Origin of the sequence: Lampropedia hyalina DSM 16112 (assembly GCF_900129055.1) — a bacterium.
GTDB lineage: Bacteria > Pseudomonadota > Gammaproteobacteria > Burkholderiales > Burkholderiaceae_C > Lampropedia > Lampropedia hyalina.
In genome coordinates, this window is sequence record NZ_FQUZ01000014.1 from 21,028 (window position 1) to 44,051 (window position 23,024).

General features: G+C 63.0%; 16 protein-coding genes and 2 tRNA genes. 9 read left to right on the forward strand and 9 right to left on the reverse strand.

Annotated features, from left to right (window positions below; translation table 11 throughout):
• Nucleotides 1-118 precede the first annotated feature (118 nt).
• The 9 genes from BUE21_RS07170 to BUE21_RS07210 all read left to right on the forward strand — a co-directional run bounded on the left by BUE21_RS07170 (nt 119) and on the right by BUE21_RS07210 (nt 10,778).
• Nucleotides 119-1,657 carry a S41 family peptidase gene (locus BUE21_RS07170; protein ID WP_084523013.1) on the forward strand — a complete coding sequence of 513 codons (1,539 nt, stop codon included), beginning with the start codon at nt 119-121 and terminating at the stop codon, nt 1,655-1,657.
• 151 nt (nt 1,658-1,808) lie between these two features.
• Entirely contained in the window at nt 1,809-2,138 is a 330-nt protein-coding gene (locus BUE21_RS07175) for an FmdB family zinc ribbon protein (protein WP_073356012.1), read from the forward strand.
• A gap of 91 nt (nt 2,139-2,229) precedes the next feature.
• Nucleotides 2,230-4,026: an aspartate--tRNA ligase gene (aspS, locus tag BUE21_RS07180; RefSeq protein WP_073356013.1), complete on the forward strand. Its 1,797-nt coding sequence runs from the start codon at nt 2,230-2,232 to the stop codon at nt 4,024-4,026.
• 220 nt (nt 4,027-4,246) lie between these two features.
• Nucleotides 4,247-4,333 (forward strand) — tRNA-Leu (locus tag BUE21_RS07185).
• A 70-nt stretch (nt 4,334-4,403) separates the two neighbouring features.
• Entirely contained in the window at nt 4,404-5,732 is a 1,329-nt protein-coding gene (tig, locus tag BUE21_RS07190) for a trigger factor (RefSeq protein ID WP_073356014.1), read from the forward strand.
• 233 nt (nt 5,733-5,965) lie between these two features.
• Nucleotides 5,966-6,577: an ATP-dependent Clp endopeptidase proteolytic subunit ClpP gene (gene clpP / locus BUE21_RS07195; protein ID WP_073356015.1), complete on the forward strand. Its 612-nt coding sequence runs from the start codon at nt 5,966-5,968 to the stop codon at nt 6,575-6,577.
• 118 nt (nt 6,578-6,695) lie between these two features.
• On the forward strand, nt 6,696-7,961 hold the full coding sequence (gene clpX, locus BUE21_RS07200) for an ATP-dependent Clp protease ATP-binding subunit ClpX (RefSeq protein WP_073356016.1): 1,266 nt from the start codon (nt 6,696-6,698) through the stop codon (nt 7,959-7,961).
• A 221-nt stretch (nt 7,962-8,182) separates the two neighbouring features.
• Entirely contained in the window at nt 8,183-10,630 is a 2,448-nt protein-coding gene (lon, locus tag BUE21_RS07205) for an endopeptidase La (RefSeq protein ID WP_073356017.1), read from the forward strand.
• A 72-nt stretch (nt 10,631-10,702) separates the two neighbouring features.
• Nucleotides 10,703-10,778 (forward strand) — tRNA-Gly (locus BUE21_RS07210).
• A 90-nt stretch (nt 10,779-10,868) separates the two neighbouring features.
• Here the strand turns inward: BUE21_RS07210 and BUE21_RS07215 are convergent.
• From BUE21_RS07215 to BUE21_RS07255, 9 genes are all read right to left on the reverse strand, one after another.
• Nucleotides 10,869-12,161: an MFS transporter gene (locus BUE21_RS07215; protein WP_084523014.1), complete on the reverse strand. Its 1,293-nt coding sequence runs from the start codon at nt 12,159-12,161 to the stop codon at nt 10,869-10,871.
• Nucleotides 12,162-12,278: 117 nt separating this feature from the next.
• Nucleotides 12,279-13,394 (reverse strand): YncE family protein, encoded by a 1,116-nt coding sequence (locus tag BUE21_RS07220; RefSeq protein WP_073356018.1) that lies wholly within the window; start codon nt 13,392-13,394, stop codon nt 12,279-12,281.
• Between the two features lie 93 nt (nt 13,395-13,487).
• Complete coding sequence (locus BUE21_RS07225; RefSeq protein ID WP_073356019.1) at nt 13,488-15,209, reverse strand: TonB-dependent receptor domain-containing protein; 1,722 nt, start codon at nt 15,207-15,209, stop codon at nt 13,488-13,490.
• A 284-nt stretch (nt 15,210-15,493) separates the two neighbouring features.
• A complete protein-coding gene (locus BUE21_RS07230) occupies nt 15,494-17,107 on the reverse strand; it encodes a hypothetical protein (protein WP_073356020.1) in 1,614 nt (537 codons plus the stop codon).
• A gap of 33 nt (nt 17,108-17,140) precedes the next feature.
• Nucleotides 17,141-17,749: a DUF4159 domain-containing protein gene (locus BUE21_RS07235; protein ID WP_073356021.1), complete on the reverse strand. Its 609-nt coding sequence runs from the start codon at nt 17,747-17,749 to the stop codon at nt 17,141-17,143.
• Nucleotides 17,746-19,779 (reverse strand): hypothetical protein, encoded by a 2,034-nt coding sequence (locus BUE21_RS07240; RefSeq protein WP_073356022.1) that lies wholly within the window; start codon nt 19,777-19,779, stop codon nt 17,746-17,748. The genes BUE21_RS07235 and BUE21_RS07240 overlap by 4 nt, the downstream gene beginning before the upstream one ends.
• Nucleotides 19,776-20,981, reverse strand: a complete 1,206-nt coding sequence (locus tag BUE21_RS07245) for a BatA domain-containing protein (RefSeq protein ID WP_073356023.1) — start codon at nt 20,979-20,981, stop codon at nt 19,776-19,778. The genes BUE21_RS07240 and BUE21_RS07245 overlap by 4 nt, the downstream gene beginning before the upstream one ends.
• Nucleotides 20,978-21,892, reverse strand: a complete 915-nt coding sequence (locus tag BUE21_RS07250) for a DUF58 domain-containing protein (RefSeq protein WP_073356024.1) — start codon at nt 21,890-21,892, stop codon at nt 20,978-20,980. Before BUE21_RS07250 ends, BUE21_RS07245 begins: the two co-directional genes overlap by 4 nt.
• A 21-nt stretch (nt 21,893-21,913) precedes the next feature.
• The gene (locus BUE21_RS07255) at nt 21,914-22,939 is read right to left on the reverse strand and encodes an AAA family ATPase (protein WP_073356025.1); all 1,026 of its coding nucleotides are present in this window, start codon (nt 22,937-22,939) and stop codon (nt 21,914-21,916) included.
• Nucleotides 22,940-23,024: the final 85 nt, after the last annotated feature.

Consider the following 23,024-nt stretch of genomic DNA (forward strand, 5'->3'; position numbering starts at 1 on the left):
CCCCCGTGCCTTTTCTTTCCGGTGTGCGGGTGGTATAAGGGCACTCACCCACAGGCGCGTGGCCCATCGGATGCCACTGTGCCTGCCCCATGCACGCAATGCACGAGCCAAAGAATCTATGAGTTCCAAACTATCCATCGTGGGATGGGTCAGTGTCGGTGTACTGACCGGCGCACTGGCCACGTTTTCCCTGCAAACCACGGCACGCAATGCGATTGCCCCGCTGCCGCTGGAAGAAATCCAGCAGCTTGCCGCCGTGTACAGCCTTATCAAGACGGACTATGTGGAGCCGGTGGACGACAGCAAGCTGATCGTCGATGCCATCTCCGGCATGGTCTCCAGCCTCGACCCCCATTCGCAGTATTTCGACAAGAACAGCTTCAAGGAATTCCGCGAAGGCACGACCGGGCGGTTCGTCGGCGTGGGCATTGAAATCACCCAGGAAGATGGCCTGATTCGCGTGGTCTCGCCCATTGAAGGCTCGCCCGCCGACCGCGCCGGCTTGCAGACCAACGACCTCATCACCCGCATCGACGATACCGCCGTGCGCGGCCTGACCCTGACCGATGCGGTCAAGCGCATGCGCGGCGAACCCAATACCAAGGTGCTGCTGACGGTGTTCCGCAAGGACGAGAACCGCACCTTCACGGTTACCATCGTGCGCGAGGAAATCAAGACCCGCTCCGTCAAGGGCGAAGTGGTGGAGCCTGGCTACGCCTGGATTCGCCTTTCGCAGTTCCAGGATCGCACCGTGGATGACTTCGTCACCAAGGCCGCTGAAATCTATGCCAAGGAACCCCAGCTCAAGGGGCTGGTGCTGGACTTGCGCAACGACCCCGGTGGGCTGCTGGATGCGGCGGTGGCCATCTCGGCTGCGTTCCTGCCGGAAAACGTCACCGTGGTCACCACCGATGGCCAGTTGCCGGAAAGCAAGGCCAAGTTCACCACCCACCCAAGCGACTATGTGCGCAGAAGCTTTGGCCTGGGCAGCACCAACCCGCTGCGCAACCTGCCCGCTGGCCTGAAGAAGGTGCCGATGGTGGTGCTGGTCAATGAAGGATCGGCATCGGCCAGCGAAATCGTCGCCGGGGCCTTGCAGGATCACCAGCGCGCCATCGTCATGGGCAGCCAGACCTTTGGCAAGGGGTCGGTGCAGACCGTGCGCCAGTTGGGGCCGGAATCGGGCATCAAACTGACCACCGCGCTGTACTACACGCCGTCAGGCCGCTCCATTCAGGCCAAGGGCATCGTGCCGGACATTGCGCTGGATGAAACCGCCGAAGGCAACCTCTACGCCTCGCTGCGCATCCGCGAAGCCGATCTCGTCAAACACCTGGGCACGGACTACACCCCCGAGGAAGCCGCCCGCAAGGAGCAGGAGCGCGAGGAAGCCATCAAGCGGCTGGAGCAGGAATCCAACGCCAACGGCGGACAGTCGCCACGCCGCCTGCCCACATTCGGCTCGCCCGAGGACTTCCAGCTTCAGCAGGCACTCAATCACCTCAAGGGTCTGCCAGTCAAGGTCAGTGAGGAACCCGCCGAGCGCGAGAGCCGCGACACTGCCAAGACCACCACCCCTGACAATGACGCTGGCAACGAGAAAGAGAAAGACGCAAACCCAGCCACGGCCCCAGACAATGCCGTGAAGCAGCCGTAAATCCGGCCTGGTCATCGCCTCCCCCTGAACCGGGAAGCGGTGGCCTGGATTTCAAGCGCATGATCCGCACCATCACATGCTGCGGTGCAGGCATGAGCCGGATTTATAATGCGCGGCTGTTTGCGTTTCTTTTTGAACGATTGCTGGTTTTATGCCGATTTATGCCTATCGATGCAGCGTCTGCGGCCATGCCAAGGATGCACTGCAAAAAATCTCCGACGCGCCCCTGACAACCTGCCCTGCCTGCGGCGCAGAAGCCCTGGTCAAGCAAGTGACGGCAGCGGGTTTTCAGCTCAAGGGTACGGGCTGGTATGCCACCGACTTCAAGCACGGCTCTGGTGGCGCAGCCAAGGCACCACCGGCTGCCGCCAGCACCGAGGCTCCCGATGCCGACTCCCAGTCCAGCAACAGCGGCACGGCTGTCGAAAAGACACAAAGCAGCCCCCCCTCATCCAGCCATACGCCTGCCACGGCGGCCTGATAGGGGGCTGGCACGCAGTGAGCCTGCCCGCTCCACAACACCCCATTCCCCTCCGAATCAACCCGCCGCAAGGCAGAAATGGAAACCTTTTATGGTGATGCGTACTGAATACTGTGGCCTGGTCACAGAAGCACTGGCCGGACAAACCGTCACACTGGTCGGCTGGGTGAACCGCCGTCGTGACCACGGCGGTGTGATTTTCATCGACCTGCGCGACCGCGAAGGCTATGTGCAGGTGGTCTGCGACCCCGACCGTCCCGAGATGTTCTCCGCTGCCGAGAGCCTGCGCAACGAATTCTGCATCCAGATCAAGGGGCTGGTGCGCCTGCGCCCGGAAGGCACCAGCAACGACAGCCTCACCAGCGGCAAGATCGAAGTGCTGTGCCATGAACTGACCATCCTGAACGCTTCCGTCACCCCGCCATTCCAGATGGACGACGATACGCTCAGCGAGACCACACGCCTGACGCACCGCGTCATGGATCTGCGTCGCCCTTACATGCAAAAGAACCTGATGCTGCGCTACCGCGTCAGCATGGAAGTGCGCAAGTTCCTGGACTCCCACGGCTTCATCGACATCGAAACGCCCATGCTGGGCAAGTCCACGCCCGAAGGTGCGCGCGATTACCTCGTGCCCAGCCGCGTGCACGATGGCCATTTCTACGCGCTGCCCCAGTCCCCCCAGCTCTACAAGCAGATGCTGATGGTCGCCGGCTACGACCGCTACTACCAGATCACCAAGTGCTTCCGCGACGAAGACCTGCGTGCCGACCGCCAGCCGGAATTCACCCAGATCGATATCGAAACCTCGTTCCTGAACGAGGAAGAAATCCGCGCACTGTTCCAGCAGATGATTACCGAGGTGTTCCGCAACACCATGAACGTCGAACTGGGCGAGTTCCCGGTCATGAGCTATCAGGAAGCCGCACGCCTGTACGGTTCCGACAAGCCCGATCTGCGCGTCAAGCTGCAATTCACCGACTTGAAGGACGTGATGGCCGACGTGGACTTCAAGGTCTTCTCCGGCCCGGCCACTGCCCCTGGTGGCCGTGTCGTGGCCCTGCGCGTTCCCGGTGGTGCCGCCCTGTCGCGCAGCGAAATCGATGCCTATACCGAATTCGTCAAAATCTACGGAGCCAAGGGTCTGGCCTGGATCAAGGTCAATGAAGTGGCCAAGGGCCGCGATGGCCTGCAAAGCCCCATCGTCAAGAACCTGCACGACAAGGCGATTGCCGAAACCCTGGCACGCACTGGCGCACAGGATGGCGACCTGCTTTTCTTCGGCGCAGATAAGGAAAAAATCGTCAATGATGCCATCGGTGGCCTGCGCATCAAGATCGGCCACAGTGCATTCGGCAAGAGTCACGGCCTGTTTGAAGACCGCTGGGCACCGCTGTGGGTGGTGGACTTCCCCGTGTTCGAGTACGACGACGAAGACAAACGCTGGGTGGCCGTACACCACCCGTTCACCGCGCCCAAGGACGGCCACGAGGAATGGTTGGAATCCGCCCCCGAGAAGTGCATTGCCAAGGCCTACGACATGGTGCTCAACGGCTGGGAGCTGGGCGGTGGCTCGGTGCGTATCCACCGCGCCGACGTGCAAAGCAAGGTTTTCGGCGCATTGAACATCAATGAAGAAGAAGCCCGCGCCAAGTTTGGCTATCTGCTGGACGCACTGCAATACGGCGCACCCCCGCACGGCGGCCTGGCATTCGGGCTGGATCGCCTCATCACATTGATGACCAAGGCCGACTCCATCCGCGACGTGATCGCCTTCCCCAAGACCCAGCGTGCCCAGGACCTGCTCACCCAGGCCCCGTCGGCGGTGGACGAGAAACAGTTGCGCGAGCTGCACATTCGCCTGCGCAACAGCCAGCCTGCGGTCTGAATACCGTCTGGCAACGCCCTGATGGCCTGTTGTTGCTCTCTGGGTGTTTTCCCTTGGAGCAGGGCAGGCCGCCGCAGAAATGACGGGTACCGCCGTGTGATTTTCTGTGGGGGTAATCAAATATCGGTAGAATCACCCGGTTCTACCGTTGCCGGGAGCGGCTTTCTGTGTGTGAGGTGCAGGAGCCGCCGGATTTCCGGCCTTCGGTTGTAGATTCATTGCGCGGGTGGCGAAATTGGTAGACGCACCAGGTTTAGGTCCTGACGCCAGCAATGGTGTGGGGGTTCGAGTCCCCCCCCGCGCACCACCGAACCGTTTTCGTGCCAGCCCCTGCGGGCGGGCTGGCCATTCAAAAAGAATAGACAGTAGGATTTTTCATGGCAGTCAATGTAGAAGTGCTGGAGAAGCTGGAACGCAAGATCACCCTGAACGTGGCGGTCAGCGATATTCAGGGCGAAATCGAAAAACGCCTCAAGCGTCTGGCCAAGAGCGTCAAGATGGACGGCTTCCGCCCAGGCAAGGTGCCGCTCTCGGTGGTGGCACAGCGTTATGGCAGCTCCGTACAGTACGAAGTGTTGAATGAGCGCGTGGGCGAGGCCTTCAATCAGGCCGTGAATGAAGCCGAACTGCGCGTGGCAGGCCAGCCCAGCATCTCCGAGAAAGACGGTGCGGCAGAAGGCTTCCTGGACTTTGAAGCCGTCTTCGAAGTGTTCCCGCAAGTGCAGATCGCCGATCTGTCCGATCTGGAAATCGAGCGCGTCAGCGTGGATGTGGACGATGCCGCCATCGACCGCACCCTGGACATTCTGCGCAAGCAGCGTCGCACCTTTGCCCTGCGTGGCAAGGACGAGCCGGTGCAGGATGGCGACCGCGTCACCGTGGACTTTGAAGGCAAGATCGATGGCGACCCCTTTGAAGGCGGCAAGGCCGAGGACTTCGCCTTCCTGGTGGGCGAAGGCCAGATGCTCAAGGAATTCGAGGATGCCGTGCGCGGCCTGAAGCTGGACGAGAGCAAGACCTTCCCTCTGGCTTTCCCCGAGGACTACCACGGCAAGGAAGTGGCTGGCAAGACCGCCGATTTCCTCGTCACCGTCAAGAAAATCGAAGCCGCCAACCTGCCGGAAATCACCGACGAGTTTGCCAAGTCGCTGGGCGTGGATGCCGCTACCGTCGAAGGTCTGCGCGAGGACATCCGCAACAACCTGGAGCGCGAGGTCAAGTTCCGTGTGCAGGCCCGCAACAAGCAGGCTGTGCTCAATGGCCTGCTGGACAAGTCCGAACTCGACCTGCCCAAGGCCAGCGTGCAGAGTGAAATCGCCCGCTTGGAAGAGGGCGCGCGCGAGGAACTGCGCCAGCGCGGCATCAAGGACGTGGGCAACAGCCCAATTCCTGCCGAAATTTTCCGTCCGCAGGCCGAGCGTCGTGTGCGTCTGGGTCTGGTTGTAGCTGAACTGGTGCGTGCCAACGAACTCCAGGCCAAGCCCGAACAGGTGCGTACCCATGTGCAGGAACTGGCATCCAGCTACGAGCAACCGGAGGATGTGGTGAAGTGGTACTTCAGCGATCCCCAACGCCTCCAGGATGTGGAAGCCGTGGTGATCGAAAACAATGTCACCGAATTCGTGCTCGGCCAGGCCAAGACCGTGGAGAAGACCATTTCCTTCGAGGAACTGATGTCCAGCCAGGGCGGTGGCGTGGTCGCATAAGCCGCTGCTGGGTCATGTCACCGGTTACAGGGAACCCTGACTGAAAAAGACATGGCCTCACCGCATGGGATGCAGTAAATGGGTAAGATCGGCGCAACAAGCGGCTGACATGGCCATTTACCTCCAACATGGGCTTGTGCTGACGGTACAAGCCCATATTTGTTTCTGGCAAAGGCACACAACGCGCACGTTTTGACAGGGCCTGATTTTTCGCAACGCGAAGGAAGCTGACAATGAATATTCTGGAAACCCGCAACCTGGGACTGATTCCCACGGTGATCGAACAATCGGGACGTGGTGAACGTGCCTTTGACATTTACTCGCGCCTGCTCAAGGAACGCATCATTTTTCTCGTCGGCGAAGTCAATGACCAGACCGCCAATCTGGTGGTGGCGCAGATGTTGTTCCTGGAGAGCGAGAATCCGGAAAAGGACATCCACTTCTACATCAACTCGCCCGGTGGCAGTGTGACGGCCGGCATGTCCATCTACGACACCATGCAGTTCATTCGCCCGCAGGTCTCCACCATGTGTTTGGGCTTTGCCGCCAGCATGGGCGCGTTCCTGCTGGCAGCCGGTGAAAAGGGCAAGCGTTATTCGCTGCCCAATTCCAAGATCATGATCCACCAGGTGCTGGGCGGCGCGCGCGGACAGGCGACCGACATCGAAATCCACGCCCGCGACATTCTGCGCACCAAGGAACAGATGAACCGCATCCTGGCCGAACGCACGGGCCAGAGCTATGAAAAAATTGCGCACGACACCGAGCGTGACTACTTCATGACGGCCACGGAAGCCCAGGAATACGGCCTGGTCGATCAGGTGGTCGAAAAGCGTGGCGGTTGAGTTTCCTCGCCCACCATGCCGCCCGGTGGCTTCCTGCAAGCCACCGGCAAGCCTGCACCCGTCGGCAGGTGGCCTGCGGGTTTGACAACGCGACGTTCAGAATAAGGTAGTGGGATATATGGCCGAGAAAAAAGGCACTTCAAGCGAAAAAACCCTGTATTGCTCGTTTTGCGGAAAAAGCCAGCACGAAGTCAAGAAACTGATCGCCGGCCCGTCCGTGTTCATCTGCGACGAGTGCATTGACCTGTGCAACGAGATCGTGCGCGACGAGGAACCGGCCAAGGCAGATGACAAGGCCGCCCGCCCCGACCTGCCCACGCCCGTGGAAATCAAGGCCAATCTGGACAAGTACGTCATAGGCCAGGAGCATGCCAAGAAGTCCCTGTCGGTCGCGGTGTACAACCACTACAAACGCCTGTGGCACAAAGGCAATGCCGGCAAGGATGAGGTGGAACTGACCAAGAGCAACATCCTGCTCATCGGCCCCACCGGCTCCGGCAAGACCTTGTTGGCGCAGACCATGGCACGCATGCTGAACGTCCCCTTCGTGATGGCCGATGCCACCACCTTGACCGAAGCCGGGTATGTCGGCGAGGACGTGGAAAACATCATTCAGAAGCTGTTGCAGAGCTGTGAGTACAAGATCGAGGAAGCGCAGCGTGGCATCGTCTATATCGACGAAATCGACAAGATTTCCCGCAAATCCGACAACCCATCCATTACCCGCGACGTATCGGGCGAAGGCGTGCAGCAGGCCCTGCTCAAGCTGATCGAGGGCACGATGGCCAGCGTTCCCCCCCAGGGCGGGCGCAAGCACCCGAATCAGGATTTCCTGCAAGTCGATACCACCAACATCCTGTTCATTTGCGGCGGGGCTTTTGCCGGTCTGGAAAAAGTCATCGAAAACCGCACCGAGGCCTCAGGCATCGGCTTTGGGGCAGCGGTGCGCAGCAAGAAACAGCGCGACCTCTCGGAGCTGTTCAGCGAAATCGAGCCGGAAGACCTCATCAAGTTCGGCATCATTCCCGAACTGGTGGGACGCCTGCCGGTCGTCACCGCCCTGATGGAGCTGGACGAAGCCGCGCTGGTGCAAATCCTGACCGAGCCGCGCAACGCCCTGACCAAGCAGTACAGCAAGCTGCTGGGCATGGAAGGCGTGGAGCTGGAAATCCGCCCGGAAGCCCTCACCGCCATTGCCCGCAAGGCCATTGCCCGCAAGACCGGCGCGCGGGGCCTGCGCTCCATTCTGGAGCAATCGCTGCTGAGCACCATGTTCGATCTGCCTTCCACCCCGAATGTGCAGAAAGTGGTGATCGAAGAGAGCACCATCACCGAAGACAAACCGCCGCTGCTGGTGTACCGCGACGAGGCCAAGAAAGCCTGAGCACCTGCATCCTCGCCTGCCGGCGCGACCTGTTTCAGTCGCGTGCCGACAGAGGATGCCAGCGGCACTGGTCGCAAAAACCACACAACGCCCCGGATACCGCGAGTTGCTTCATCATACGGTCACATGGCCTGTGTGCCTCTTGCTGACCCGTGCGGCTTCTGACCGCTTGAAAAAATACGGCCAGCCCCGATCTGCGACTGAACCAACCGAACAAGCCAATGACCCTGAAAAATCCCATTCCCGAAGCCCAGCCACAGGATTTGCCCCTGTTGCCCTTGCGCGATGTCGTCGTCTTTCCCAGCATGGTGATTCCCCTGTTCGTCGGGCGCGCCAAGAGCATCAAGGCACTGGAGCTGGCCATGCAGGGCGACCGGCGCATTGCCCTGGTGGCACAGAAAACCGCCACACAGGATGATCCCAAGACTGACGACCTGTTCGAAGTCGGTTGCGTCGCGCAGATCGTGCAATTGCTCAAGCTGCCCGATGACACCGTCAAGGTGTTGGTGGAAGGGCAGGAGCGTGTGCTGCTGGAGCGCGTGGTGGAAACCGACACGCACTTCGAGGCCAGCGTCACCCTGCTGGCCGTCCCTGAGTCCGAGCTGGAGCAGGGCGAGATCGAGGCACTGCGCCGTGCCGTCATGCAGCAGTTCGACCAGTACGCCAAGCTCAACAAGAAAATCCCGCAGGACATTGCCACCTCCATCGGCGGCATTGAAGACGCAGGCCGGCTGGCCGACACCATCACCGCCCACCTGCCCACCAAGCTCGAAGACAAACAGGAGTTGCTGCAAGTGCTGGATGTAGGGCGGCGGCTGGAAATGCTGCTCGAACAGCTCACCGCAGAAGTCGATATCCTGCAAATTGACAAGCGCATCCGGGGCCGAGTGAAACGCCAGATGGAGAAAAACCAGCGCGACTTCTACCTCAACGAACAGGTCAAGGCCATCCAGAAGGAACTGGGCGAGGGTGAAGACGGTGCAGACATCGAGGAGCTGGAAAAACGCCTCAAGGATGCCCGCATGACCGAGGAGGCCAGCAAGAAGGCCGATTCCGAACTGAAAAAACTCAAGCTCATGTCGCCCATGTCGGCAGAGGCTTCCGTGGTGCGCAACTACCTGGATGTGCTGGCGGACTTGCCCTGGAGCAAGAAAACCAAGATCAAGAAAAACCTCGAAGCCGCCGAGAAAATCCTCAACGAAGACCATTACGGTCTGGACAAGGTCAAGGAGCGCATTCTGGAATACCTGGCGGTGCAGCAGCGGGTGGACAAGGTCAAGTCGCCGATTCTCTGTCTGGTCGGCCCACCGGGCGTGGGCAAAACCTCGCTGGGCCAGTCCATCGCCAAGGCCACCGGGCGCAAATATGTGCGCATGGCCTTGGGTGGTATGCGCGACGAGGCGGAAATCCGAGGGCATCGCCGCACCTACATCGGGGCCATGCCGGGCAAGATTCTGCAAAACCTCAGCAAGGTGGGAACCCGCAATCCGTTGTTCCTGCTGGATGAAATCGACAAACTGGGCGCAGACTTCCGGGGCGACCCCTCCAGCGCGTTGCTGGAAGTGCTGGACCCCGAGCAGAACAGTACCTTCTCGGATCACTATGCCGAAGTCGATTTCGACCTCAGCGACGTGATGTTCGTGGCCACCTCCAACAGCATGAACATTCCATCGCCGCTGCTCGACCGCATGGAAGTCATCCGCCTCTCGGGCTACACCGAGGACGAGAAAACCCATATCGCTCTCCGGTATCTGCTGCCCAAGCAGATCAAGAACAACGGTGTCAAACCGGACGAGTTGGTGCTGGCCGAAGAAGCCATCCGCGACATCGTGCGCTACTACACCCGCGAGGCCGGTGTGCGTTCGCTGGAGCGTGAAATCTCGCGCATCTGCCGCAAGGCCGTCAAGGCCATCCAGTTGCGCCAGGCCACCGCGCCGGTGCAGGTCACCTCGGAGAATCTGGCCGAGTTTCTGGGGGTGCGCAAATTCACCTATGGCCGTGCAGAAGAGCAGAACCAGATTGGCCAGGTCGTCGGACTGGCCTGGACGGAAGTTGGGGGCGATCTGCTCACCATCGAAGCGGCCACCATGCCCGGCAAGGGCAATATCATCCGCACCGGTTCGCTGGGCGATGTCATGAAGGAATCGGTGGAAGCGGCCCGCACCGTGGTGCGCAGCCGGGCGCAGAAGCTGGGCATCCAGCCCAACGTCTTCGAGCGGCGCGACATTCACATTCACGTTCCCGATGGCGCGACCCCCAAGGATGGCCCCAGCGCAGGGGCGGCGATGGCCACGGCGTTTGTCTCCACCCTGACGGGCATTCCCGTGCGGGCCGATGTCGCCATGACGGGCGAAATCACCTTGCGTGGTGAAGTCACCGCCATCGGTGGCCTGAAGGAAAAACTGCTGGCGGCCTTGCGCGGCGGCATCCGCAAGGTGCTGATTCCCAAGGAAAACGTCAAGGACTTGCAGGAAATCCCGGCCAATGTACGCGATGGCCTGGAAATCATTCCCGTGCAATGGCTGGAGCAGGTGCTGGAACACGCCCTGGAGCGGCCTCCTGTGGCCTTGGGCGATGAAGAAGTCTTGCCTTTTTCCCAACCGACCCTGACTTTGGGAGGTGCCTCTCCTGCGGCGGACACCCCGTCCAACGAAGGATTGCCCCACTGATTGGAACTAATTTTCACTTTCCTGGATTTTTTCGGAAAACTGAAAATTTATGATGCTAGAATAACGTCTTTCGCGGGAATAGCTCAGTTGGTAGAGCGCAACCTTGCCAAGGTTGAGGTCGTCGGTTCGAGACCGATTTCCCGCTCCAAACAAAAGCATTGCAGATATCATCAAAAGATTTGTGCAGTGCTTCCAGAAAGGACCAGTCAATGGTCCTTTTTTATTGGCTGTTTCTTGGTTATCGGACAGGCGGCGCAGCATGTCTGGCGCGTTCGTCCAGCCCCATCATGGTGGGGGACCACAAACCCAGCAGGCTGACGATACCGCCCAGCACACCCATCAGCACGAACAGCCAGCGTATCCCTATCCATTCTCCCAGTGGCGTGGCCAGTGCCAGTCCAATCGGGGCTGCCAAGCCCATGATGGTGCCGAGCAGTGACAGCACCCGCCCTTGCAGATGGGGCGGCACAATGGTTTGCAGCAGTGCGGTCAGTGGGGCGTTGCCCATGATGAAGGCCACGCAACTGATGCTCCACCAGAGTACCGCCAGCCAGAACATGTGGGCAGGTGCCCATGCAGAGAATGCCAGTGTCAGGCACGACAGCGCAAAGCCCCACAGCACCCAGCGCATCTGGCGGCGTGGTGCGAGCGCGGCTACCAGCATGCCACCTGCAATCATGCCCGCGCCACCCAGTCCCTCGATGATGGCCACTTGCGTGGGGCCGCCACCAAAATGTGCTTTCACCAGCAGGGGCAACAGGGTGAAGCTGGGCATGATAATCAGGATGACCATCCCCAGCAGACCATACAGGCGCAACAAGCCACGGTCGTCCGAGATGAATCGAACACCTGCACGCAATTCCATCAGAAAGCTGCCACGCTGTTCCTGTGGCACTTTGGGTTGCGGAATGCGAAACAGCAGCAGTGGCACGATGCCCAGGATGGCGGTGGCCACATCGATGCCCAGTGCCCAGCCGATGGGCATGATGCCGATGGCCAGTGCGCCCAATGGTGCTGCCACGACCGTCATCAGCCCCATCAGCGTCTGGTTCAGCCCTGCTGCACGGGGCAGGAAACTGCGCGGCACCAGCATCACCGTGCTGGCCGATGCCGCCGGAGTCTGAAATGCCTGCATGGCACTGCGCACGGCCATCATCACGTAGAGATGCCAGAGTTGCACGCTGTCGGTGAGGAACAGGGTGATGAGCACCAGCATGCACAGGGCGCTGATGAGATCGGCTCCAATCATCAACAGGCGACGGCTGTAGCGATCGGCGCAGATGCCGCCTATCGGCCCCAGCAGGGCCTGCGGCAACAGGGCGGCCAATCCGGCGGTGGCCAGCGAAGCGACGCTGCCAGTGGTGTCGGTAATCCACCACAGCAGCACAAACTGGGTCAGTGCCGAGCCTATCAGTGACAGTGCCTGGCCGCTGAAGATACTCCAGTAGCGCAACTGCCAGTGCCTACCGGGATCGGAGGCGTGGCCGTCATTGTCTCTGTCTGTATCGGCACTGCTGGGAATGGTGTGCATGGGCAATGGAAAGGGGAAAGTGGCGGAGATTACCGCCTGATTTTGACATTTCCCCCCTTGTATGGGCATGATGCCTGTTGAAATAGGCGAGGCGATCGTGCCCCATGATGCGATTTTTCAGGGTTTGATGATGCTTACGCTGTCGCCGCGCGGGTCGTCGATGGGGTGGGCATCTGCTGGTGCATTGCGTGGCAGCGATTTGGGCTTGTTGGTCACGTACACCAGGCCGCGTTTGGCATCATAGGCCAGCGATTGGGGGAACGAGCCGGTTTCCAGTTGCGCCAGGACTTCGTAACTCTCGCTGTCGATCACCGTGGTGGTTTGCGCGTTGCGGTTGGTCACGTAGATCTGTTGGGCCGGTGCAATGTACCTGACTGCCAGCGCACCCTTGCCGGTCGGAATGGTCTTCAGCAACTTGCCGCTGGCACTCTCGAGCACCGTCAGCGTGCCGCTCATCTGGTGGGTCACGAACAGGCGGCCACCGCTCGGGTCCACGTCCACATTGGTGCTGTCGCCACCGTCCTTGGTCTTTTCGCCGCCAGAGGCAAAGCGTTGCACCACCTCACGGCTCTTTGTGTCGATCACCGCGACCTGCTGGTCGAGCATGTCGGTGACATACAGCCTGCCTGCGCCAGCATCCAGTGCGAGGCCGGTGGCCATCGTGACCGGTGCATTGATGATGTGCGCCAGCGTGTTCGTGGCACCGTCGATTACCCAGACCTGGCTATCCGGCGGCGTGGCACTCGGATCGCGCGTGAAGCCGCCAACCGTGGTCACGTAGATGGTATTGCTGGCCTCATCGACCACCACCTGCCGCAGGTGGGCTTTCTTGTCTCCATCCTGGATGGTGGCAATTGCCGAGCCGGTCTTCAGGTCGAACACGGTGATTTTGCCCGACAACGCATTGCTGCTGTAGAGCCGCTGCGTGGCGGTGTTGATGCCCAGGCCGAAGGCGGCTTCCGGCACGGCGATGGTGTGATCGACTTCCAGCGTCTCGGGGTGAATCACCACGATGCCTTGGCCCTGTGGCTGCTCGCCCCGTCCCGCGCCGTAGGCGGCGACGTAGAGCCGGTCGGTTACCGGATTCACGACAATTTCATAGGGCTCCTTGGCGACTCGGGCGGTCTGCTGGATGGTGGGTGTGGCCAAGGCAGGGCTGTTCATGGCAAGGCCAATACCAACGGCGCACAGCGCGCGGGTCAAGGGGGTGAGGTTCAAACGGAGAATGGTCATGTTTCAATCCTTTCACGCGATTTGTATCGCAAACAAATTACCGGTTTGATGACCGGTGGAACTGGAAATTTCAGGTCACTCAAGCCACAACAATCAGAACGAGGCCGTGTAGGTGACGAAGTAGGTGCGGCCACGTTCGTTGTAGGTCAGCGCGCCCGCACCGTTTCGGATGAACTCGGTCTCGCCACGGTCAAGCTGGTCGTCTGCTGCGTTGGCTGCGGCGCGCCTGATCTGGCGATCGAACAGGTTGCTCACGCCGAAGGCTAGGGAAGGTCTGCAAAACTCTTGCGGTAAGCCTGCGCCCGCCAGTGGGATGCAGCGCAAGGCGGCTTTTGCGGTCAATAGCGGGGCTATTGACCGCAAAAGCCAACGCAGCGATGCGCCCAGTGGCGGGATGCGGGCGGCGCAATGGGTTTTGCAGACCTTCCCTAGGCGGTGGTTCTTGTTGAACTGGTAGCTGCCGTTCAGGCCGAAGATGGCATACGAGCCGCGAATGCGGGCGGCATCATCAACCATTTGATAGCCGACGTAGTTCAACGAGCGTGGCTTGCGGCGGCCGTAGAGCGTCGAGGTCAATTGCAACGAAAATTCCCGCATCGGCCGCCAGTCCAGCGTGGTGTTGAGGGTGTAGAGCGGCACGATGGATAGTGGCTGGCGCGTGTCCTTGCGCTCGTTCCTGAACATCCAGGTGAAGTTGTTCAGCAGCCGGAGCTGGTTGCCGTTGGTGCCCAGCAGGGGCACGTTCAGGTTGCCTTCCAGTCCGTGGATGACGGCCTTGCCGGTGTTGGCCCAGGTGTAGTCGATGGGATTGGCGAGGTTGATCGTGCCATTAGGGTTGAGCACGGCTCCGGTAGCCTCGGCCGTGATGCGGTTCTTGTAGTCGTTGCGGAAGTAGGTCAGGCTGGAATCCCAGCCGCGGAGGCTGTCCCAGGCAATGCCGATTTCCTTGTTCATGCTGATCTCGGGTTTGAGGTTTGGGTTGCCGCGCACCGTGCAAAGATCATCACCCGAGGCGTCCAGGTAGGGGCAGGGCCTTCCCAGTCGGGACTGGTAGAACTCGCTGGTCTGATAAGGCGTGGGAGCCTTGAAGGTGCGTGCAATACCGCCCTTGAGGCTGAAGCCGCCGGCCAGTTCGTACATGGCGTTGAGGCTGGGGCTCCAGTTGTTGCCGAACTGGCTGTGGTGATCAAAGCGGATGCCAGGGGTGAGGATCAAGGTATCGGTGAGGGCGATGTTGTCCTCCAGGTAGGCGGCCCAGGTGGTATTTGTCATGTCCACGTGATCCCGTACATCGGGAAGCCTGTCCTCCGGCCGAGTCAGTGCTTCGTTGTTATCGCGCAGGTCCTGTTTGCGGTACTCGATGCCTGAAGTCATCATGTGGTTCAGGCCACTGAGGGTGAAGGGGGTGTTCAATTCACCATTGACAAAAACGCTCTCCAACTCGGAGAACTGGGTTTCATTAACATCGTTGCAGGCACCAGCACCCCTGCCGCCAGAAGATTGTCGGCAGTTTTGGGTGCGTGAATTTTCGTACTGGAATACCACGCGCGAGTCGCCCAGATCGCCCCAGTTGCCACGGTGCGTCAGGGCCAGATTCTGGCGATAGACGCGGCGCGTCTCGGAACCCCTGCCTGCCCATTCCTGCATCACTGCCGATGGCGCGCCGCCTCTATGCTCGCCTGCATACATATTGCCCTGGCGGCTGAAGCCGCCCTCCAGTTCCATCACTTGATCGGGTGTCAGATCCCAGCGCAACAGGCCGTTGATGTCTCGGTTGCGGCGGCCTTCGTGGCCCGCCACCCAGGCAGGCTCCACTGCGCCGGTTGTTGAGTTGAGCCGCTCGCCATTGATGTAGGGCGTGTCGCTGCCAGTTCTGGCAGCATTGCCATAGAGACGAAACGACAGGTTGCCAGCATGCCGATGCTGGATGCTGCGGCCAACACAATTAACTGACGGCGAAATGGCACGGAAGGTGGATGAGTTGGATTTTTATTTTTCATGATGGTGCACTCCATTCAAGTTAAAAACATCTGTAAAAACAGGCAGGCGAATGGCTTTTTCATGGGGTGTCATTCATGTTTCTTGTTGTTCTCGTCTTGTCAGCTCGCACTGCGCAGGCGGCGCGAGAGCCATTGCAGCAGCAGTGATAGCGCGGCCAGTGCGAACAGCCAGGCCAGCCAGTGCGGCGATGGTGTGCTTGCTGCTGAGGCAGCGGCAACGGGCGTGCTGGGCATGGCAGTGCGGGCACTGTGGCCCAAGGCAGCGTGCCAGGCGGCCAGCGGTGCCGGGTCGTGCCGGGCCAGTTGCTCCAGCGTAGGTGGCTGGTCGCTGCGGGGGGCGTGCGCCACCAGCGTCAGCAGGCTGGCCAGCCATTGGCGATGGGCTTGCGGCGCGTGTTCGTCGCGCACGGCAATCGGCCAGCGCCAGGTGTCGGCGTAGCCGATTTGCAGCACGCGGCCTTGTTCCAGCCGGTGCAGGGCGACGGCGATGGCATCGCCACGTTGCTCCAGTACATGGGCCTGGGTTTGCAGTGGTTGCAGTGGCAGCAGTTCCAGGTGCTCGCGTGGGGTGGCACTTGCATGGGCTTCGGTTTCGGCAGCTTCGGCCAGGGCATCGGATGCGGGGGGGAAGCTGCGTGCCTCCTGCACCTCACCCAGCGCGGTGGCGGGCAGCAGGCCTTGCAGCGCGCTGCTGCGGTTGGCGTGGCCCAGCACCAGCAGGCCGCCCCCGGCACGCACATAGGCATGCAGCGCGGCGGCATGTGGCGCGGCACTGGTTTCGTCGAGCACGACGACGGCAGCGTAATGCGCGGTGCTGATGTCCGGTGGGCCGATCACAGGCTCTGCTGCTGCGGCCTCGGGTGCTGCACTGTCAGGGCCGCTGGCCGCAGTGGGGCCGCCCGGGCCACTTCCACTTCGGCCACCACCAGGGCCGCCCCCTCCGCGTCCGCCGCGTCCGCCGCGTGCACTGTGCTCGGCATTGCGCTGGGGGCGCGGTGGCGGGGTCTGGCCGACGATCTGCGTGGGCGCGAGTTGCAGGCGGGCATCGATCCGCCAGCCGTGTTCTTCCAGCGCGCTAGCGACGAAGCGCGCTTCCCATGAAGCCTGACCCAGCAGCAGCACCGGGCGCAGTTTCAGTGCATCTTGCAGCACTGCGCTGGCCTGCTGTGCGCCGTGTTGCAGCACCACCGCACCGGCCAGCCTGCCGTGGTTGAGTACGGTCGCACCTGCGGCATTTGCGCTCAGGCTGACAATGGGATTGGGTGCGGTGCCGGTTTGTTCATGCAGTGTGGCTTGGGTCGCATCGGCGGGCGTGGTGGCCCAGATGCGCACTGGCTGGTGTGGGTCGGCCAGGGGCTCGACGTGCAGGCCCAGCGGCTGCCACTGCCAGTTCTGGTGGATCTGCCAGTGGATGGCGGTGCCGTGCTGGCGCAGTGCAGCCAGCCAGGCACGCTGGGTGGCATCGGGCTGCCCGTCGAGTTGTAACCGGGCTGCGGCGGGTGGGTGCTGGCTCCACTGTGGCAGCAGGTGGGCAAGTTGGCTGCTGCTGGCACTGCTGGGTTCGGGTGCGGTACCGCGCAGCAGCCACACCATCAGCCAGAAGGCAGCGGCCAATGCGAGCACGGCGATGGCGTACAGGCCGCGCTCCAGCCACAGGCGTGCGGTGCTGGCGGTTGGTGCGGGGATGGTGGCGGTCAGGGCATCAGCACGCATGACGGCATCCTTTGATGGGGCGATGGAAGAACATCATCGGGTGAGCGCATAGACGATCAGATTGACGCCAAAGCGCGTCGGATCGACGGCCATGAAGCGTTTGGTTTCGGGCCGCATGTCCCATTCCGACGAATAGTCCTTGTTGCTGTAGAGCAGGCCGATGCGGCCGTTGCGCAGCACGGCGTGCAGTTCCTCGTGGATCAACTGATCGCCCCAGCCGTTGAGTTCGTGGCTGGTGGTCGGCGGGCCGTCCTCGAAGCGGAAGAAGCAGCGGTAGATTTCGTGGTCATTCGGCAGTGCCTGCAGCGGGCCGAAGGTGCGGGTGATTTCCTCGGTGGCGGTGAGGTGGAACACGCCTTCGATGTCGTGGTTGTGGTCGTCGATGACGATGAAGCCGCCGCGCTCGACGTAGTGTTTGAGGTTGGCGCGCTTGCGGTCGCTCAGGCGCACCGGCAGGTGGCCGGCCATCCAGACGAACGGGTATTCGAACAGCTCCTCGCTGCCCAGCTCGACGATCACGCCGCTGGGCGCGACCGGGATGGTGGTGTACTTGGCCAGCGCATCAATCAGCGCGGCGGGCAGGTTGGGCGCGCTTTCCCAGTCGCCCGAATCGTACTTGGCGGTGGCAAAGGTAAAGGTCATGGCGTGGCCTCCAATGGCGGTGCCCACAGCGGCAGGCCGGGCACGGGCTGGGGTGTGCCTTCGAGTTGTTGGCGCAACTGTTGCAGTGGCGCGCTGGCATCCTGCTGGCTGCGCAGGGCTTGCAGGGCCTGGGCCAGCAGCGGCGCGGCCTCGGGCAGTTCGTGCAGCGTGCTGGCGTGCAACAGTGCCAGTGGCTCCTGCGCAGCCTCGGGCTGCTCGGCCAGCAGTTGTTGCAACTGCGGCAGGCGGGCAGCCAGGCGTTGGCGTGGCGTGTCCTGACGTTCGCGCTGGCTGCGCGGTGTGGCAGCGACGTATTCCTCACCGGTCATGCGCACGCCCTCGACGTCGGCATGCGCAGGCATGGCCTCGCCACGGAAGTAGTAGCGCGTCAGGTTGGCCAGCACCTGCAAGGCATCGTAGGCGCGGCGCAACTCGGGCAGGGCCGCGCCGGTGTCGGCAATGGAGAGGTGGCGCGCGCCTTCCCACATCGCCTCCAGTGCGACGTTGAGCAGTGGCGGCACCTCGAAGGCACCGCCCTGGCTGGCGTCATCGACGAAGCCCTGTACCTTGTCGCGGATGTCGTCGGCATGGCGGGCCAGCGGCGTGGCCTCGGCGACGAAGGCTTCGCGCGTCAGCTCCTCTTGCCGGGCGTCGAGCCGCTCGGTGGAGCGGATCAGCATGCGCAGCGACATCATCGATTGCTCCAGCGCGGGCGGTGCGGGGGTGATGTCCACTTCGTCTTCGGCCTCGGCACGGGCCAAGCGGATGGTGCGGGTTTCCGAATAGCCGATGCCGGGGCCGGTGAGGGTGTTGCCATCGGTGCCGATGGCGCGGATCGACAACTGGCCGCCCGGCTTCAGGCCGAAGTCGGTGAGCGGCATCTGGGTGCGCAGCTCGCCCCGGTTGGTGTGGAAGTCGGTTTCCAGCAGCGTGCGGGTCTCGAAGGTGAAGTTGCCTTCGGTCTCGCCGTTGGCGACGATGATCTCGAACCAGCCGCGCGCCAGCGCGATGTCGTCGCTCAGGCTGGCGGCTAACTCCAGCGTGCCACTGATGTCGGTGACGGTGGCGTCTTGCGCGGGCAGGTGCAGGCGCACTTGCGGCACGGCATCGGCCTGCGGGGCCAGCACGATCAGGCGGCGGCTGTGGCCGTCGGTCAGCGTGAGCGTGGCGGGCTGCTGGGGCAGGCTGAAGCGGGCCTGCCAGTGGTTGGCGTCGGTGGTGAGTTCTACGGGTGGTGGGGTGGCAGCGGTGTCGTTATCCGCATCGGCATCGTATTCTGAGGCTGCACCTGCTTGCTCGATGGTGGCGGTGATGCCTTCGGCATGTCCTGCACCGCGCAGCACGATCTGGGAGCCGGTCAGGCCGCCGATGGTGTCCACCTGCTCCAGCGTCTGCATCGGCCAGCCGGTGTAGGCGGGCGGGGTGAGTTCGCCTTCCAGTGGGGCAAAGCGGTCGGTGGCGGCATGGCTGCCTGTCAAGGTGGTGGCGGCTTGCCAGCGTGCGGCCAGTGCCTGGTGCCAGCCTGCTGTGGCGATGGCGTGCAGCAAGGTGGCCAGCAGCAATACCAGCAGCGGCACGGCCAGTTGCTGGCGCAGGCGTTGCCCTAGCTGGCGACGCAGGTGTTGCTGCGGGGTTTGCAGTTGGCCGTCTGGCGTGGTGATGGGGGTGCTCAGCGCGGTGTGCAACTGGCGTTGCAGGGTCGTGGTCTGTGCCTGTGGCTCCAGCAGGGCCAGCAGCGCGTAGCGCATCGTGGGCAGGCGGTGCTCCAGCCACAGCGCGACTTGCGTGGGCTGGCGGATGGCGCGGCCGTGCCACAGCACCACGGCAGCGGCCAGCAATGCGGCCAGCGCGAACCCGGCCTGGGTGTTGAAGCTCAGCCAGGGCTGGCCGATGCGGCCCAGTGCCAGCACCAGCAGGGCAGCGGCCAGTGCCCACAGCAGGGCACGCAGCAGGAGCTGTATCAACAGGCTGCGGCGGGTGCGTTGCAGCAGCGCGTGTGCGGGGTTGCCTGGAATGGGGTGCTCCCTCATTGGCGTGTCTCCCCGGCTTCAGTCACGGCAGCACTCTGGCGTGCCTCGGCCAGCCAGCGACGCAGCAGCGGCTCCAGCAGCACCAGCAGCAACGCCAGGCCCAGCAGCCACAGTGCCAGCGGGCGGGTTTGCATGGAGGGATCGGGTTCAGGTGGATTGGCGGGAGCCTGCACGAACGCTTGCAGTTCCTGGGCGGTCAGCGGCACCTGGCCGAAAGGCAGATCGGCGGGCGATTCCAGCCATTCATTGAAGCGCACGAAGGCCGGGCGCAGCGTGGCATCGCCCTGTTCGGGCAGGCTGAAGGCCAGCCAGCGTTGGCGCACGCCGTGGCGGGTGCGCTCGATGGCGGCGGGTTCGCCATCGATCCACCAGGCGATCACGCGGCTGTCGGTTGGCAGCGGCTCGGCCAGTTGCCAGCGACGCTGAAAGGGTGCCAGCAGGGTGGCGGCCTCGGTGTATACGCCGTTGTGCGGCTCTGGTTGTGGGCGTGCCTGCCAGGGGTTGTCGGGATGGGCGGCGGCGCGGTCGGCCCAATGCACTTCGACGGGCAGGAAGGCACTGGCCAGCGTCTGTGCATCGGTTTCGGCGGCCACGGTTTGCAGCTCGAGTTCACCCGGCCACAGGGCACGGATTTCGGGTGTGGCGGCATCGAACGAGGCGGCGAGGAAGGGCGAGATGATGCTCACGTCCACGCGCCGTGCCCGCTCGCGCAGAGCCTGACCGTGTTGCAGTGCGGCCAGCAGCGCGGGCGACAATGGGCCGATGGCCTGCGCGGGTGCGGGCTGCTGCACGAAGGCTTGCACGTCTGCGGCCTCATCGAGTGTGTGCACCGTGCCGTCATAGACCAGCACGCGGTCGGCAGCATTGGCGGCGGCCAGCACCTGTTCGCGCCATGCATCGCTGCGCGCCACGCTGGCCGAGCCATCGACCAGCAGCAGCCGGGCCACGCTGCCGGGCGGTTGCCACTGCGGCTGGGCAAAAGCGAACCCCAGCAGCAGCACGATCAGCAGGCGCAGCAGCAGCAGGCGGCGGTCGCTCAGGCGCAGTTGCAGCGCGGTGGTTTGCAGTGCCCCGGCGGGGATGAAGCGCAACGTCGGGAAGGCCACGGGCTGGCGTTGCCGCGTGGTCAGCCAGTGCAGCGCGAACACGGCGGCGGCCAGCGCACCACCGGCCCAGGCAAAGGCGGGGTAGAGCAGGTTCATGGGGTGATGCCCTTGACGATGCGGCGCACCGCCTGCACGCTGGCTTCGTCACTCAGAACGGTGCTGAACTGCGCACCGCGTTGCCGCCAGCGCAGGGCCAGTTGCTCGCGCCATTGCGTGAAGTTTTGCTGGTATTGCAGGCGAACCCTTGCATTGAGGTTGCGGCGCAGGTGCGGTGCTTCGCTGTCGTGCAGCACGTCGAGTTGGCGCGGCGGGTTCAGTTCGGCGGCATCGATGAGGTGCAGTGCGAAGACTTCGCGCCCGCGTGCGCAGAACTGCACGGCGGCGGCCAGCAGGTGTTCGTTATCGGCATCGCTGCCGAGGAAGTCGCTGATGACGACCAGCCGCTGGGCCTTGAGTGGTTGCATGGCCGGTGCCAGCGCGACGCTGCCTTGTGGCTGGATGCCGCGCAGCAGGTGCGCGATTTGCTGCACCACGCCGGCCTGGGTGCGGGCGGGCAACTGGTGCAGTTGCTGGGATGGCGTGGCATCTGCTTCCGTGCCTTCGGTGGCCAAACCTTGCGCCACCAGCAGGCCGACCGGGTCGCCTGCCTGATGGGTCGCAGCGGCCAGCCCGAGTGCCAGTCGGCGTGCCTGCTGCCACTTGGCCTGCGTGTCGGTCGGCCAGGCCAGCGAGGCCGAGGCATCGAGCAGCAGCACGGTGCTGAGTTGGCTGTGCTCCTGCGCCAGCCGGATGTAGGCGCGGTCGGTACGGGCCAGCAGCTTCCAGTCGATGCGACGGGGGTCGTCGCCCTGGCGGTAGGCGCGGTATTCGCTCAGTTCGGCGGCGGGGCCGAGCTTGCGTGCCAGGTGTGCGCTATTGGCGGCATGGTGCACCTGCCGCTGCGCGGGCCAGCGCAGACCGCGCAGGGCATCGAGCAGGCGGCTGTCGTCTGCGTGCAGTGTGGGCATGGGCGGATGGCTTTGATGCGGTCAGACGATGGTGCTGGCGGGCGCGGCCACCTGGGCCAGCAGCGCGTCGATGATCTGCTCGACCGAGATGCCTTCGGCATCGGCGGCGAAATTCAGTAGCACGCGATGGCGCAGTACCGGGTGCGCGACGCGGCGGATGTCCTCGGGTGCGACGGTGAAGCGGCCATCCAGCAGCGCATGGGCCTTGGCACCGAGGATCAGTGCCTGGCCGGCGCGTGGCCCGGCACCCCAGCGCACGTACTGGCGCACCAGTTCCACCGGCGAATCTGCGGCGCGGGTGGCACGCACCAGTTCGGTGGCGTAGCGCAGCGCGGCCTCAGTGGCGGGAATCTCGCGCACCAGGCGTTGCAGTGCCAGTGCCTGTGCGGCATCCAGCACCGGTTCGATGCGCTGGTGGTCGATGGCGGTGGTGGCGCGCAGGATGCCGATTTCCTCCTCTATGCTGGGGTAACCGACGCGGATGTCGAACAGGAAGCGGTCGAGCTGCGCCTCGGGCAGCGGGTAGGTGCCTTCCTGCTCGATGGGGTTTTGCGTGGCCAGCACGAAGAAGGGCGCGGGCAGGTTCATGGTTTGCCCGGCAGCCGTGACGCGGTGTTCCTGCATGGCTTCGAGCAGCGCGGCCTGGGTGCGCGGCGGGGCGCGGTTAATCTCGTCGGCCAGCACCACGCTGGCAAAGATCGGCCCCTGCACGAAGCGAAAGACCCGCTGGCCGGTGGCGTTGTCTTCTTCCATGACTTCGGTGCCGGTGATGTCGCTGGGCACCAGGTCGGGCGTGAACTGGATGCGGCGGAAGTCCAGGTGCATGGCTTCGGCCAGCGAGCGCACCAAAAGCGTCTTGGCCAGCCCCGGCACACCGACCAGCAGCGCGTGGCCGCCAGCGGCCAGTGCCATCAGCACTTCGTCGAGCACGTCTTCCTGGCCGACGATGCGCTTGTGCACCTGCTGGCGCACCTGTTGCAGCGCGTGCAGCAGGTGGCTGCTTGGGTCATTGGGGGAGGCGTTGGGGGTGGGGGCGCAAAGAGTCATAGGGAGTTTACCGGGATAGGGCATTGCCAGGCAGCAAGCCCCTCTCTCGCTGGGAGAGAGGGAAGAAGGCCGGTCAGCGGCCATG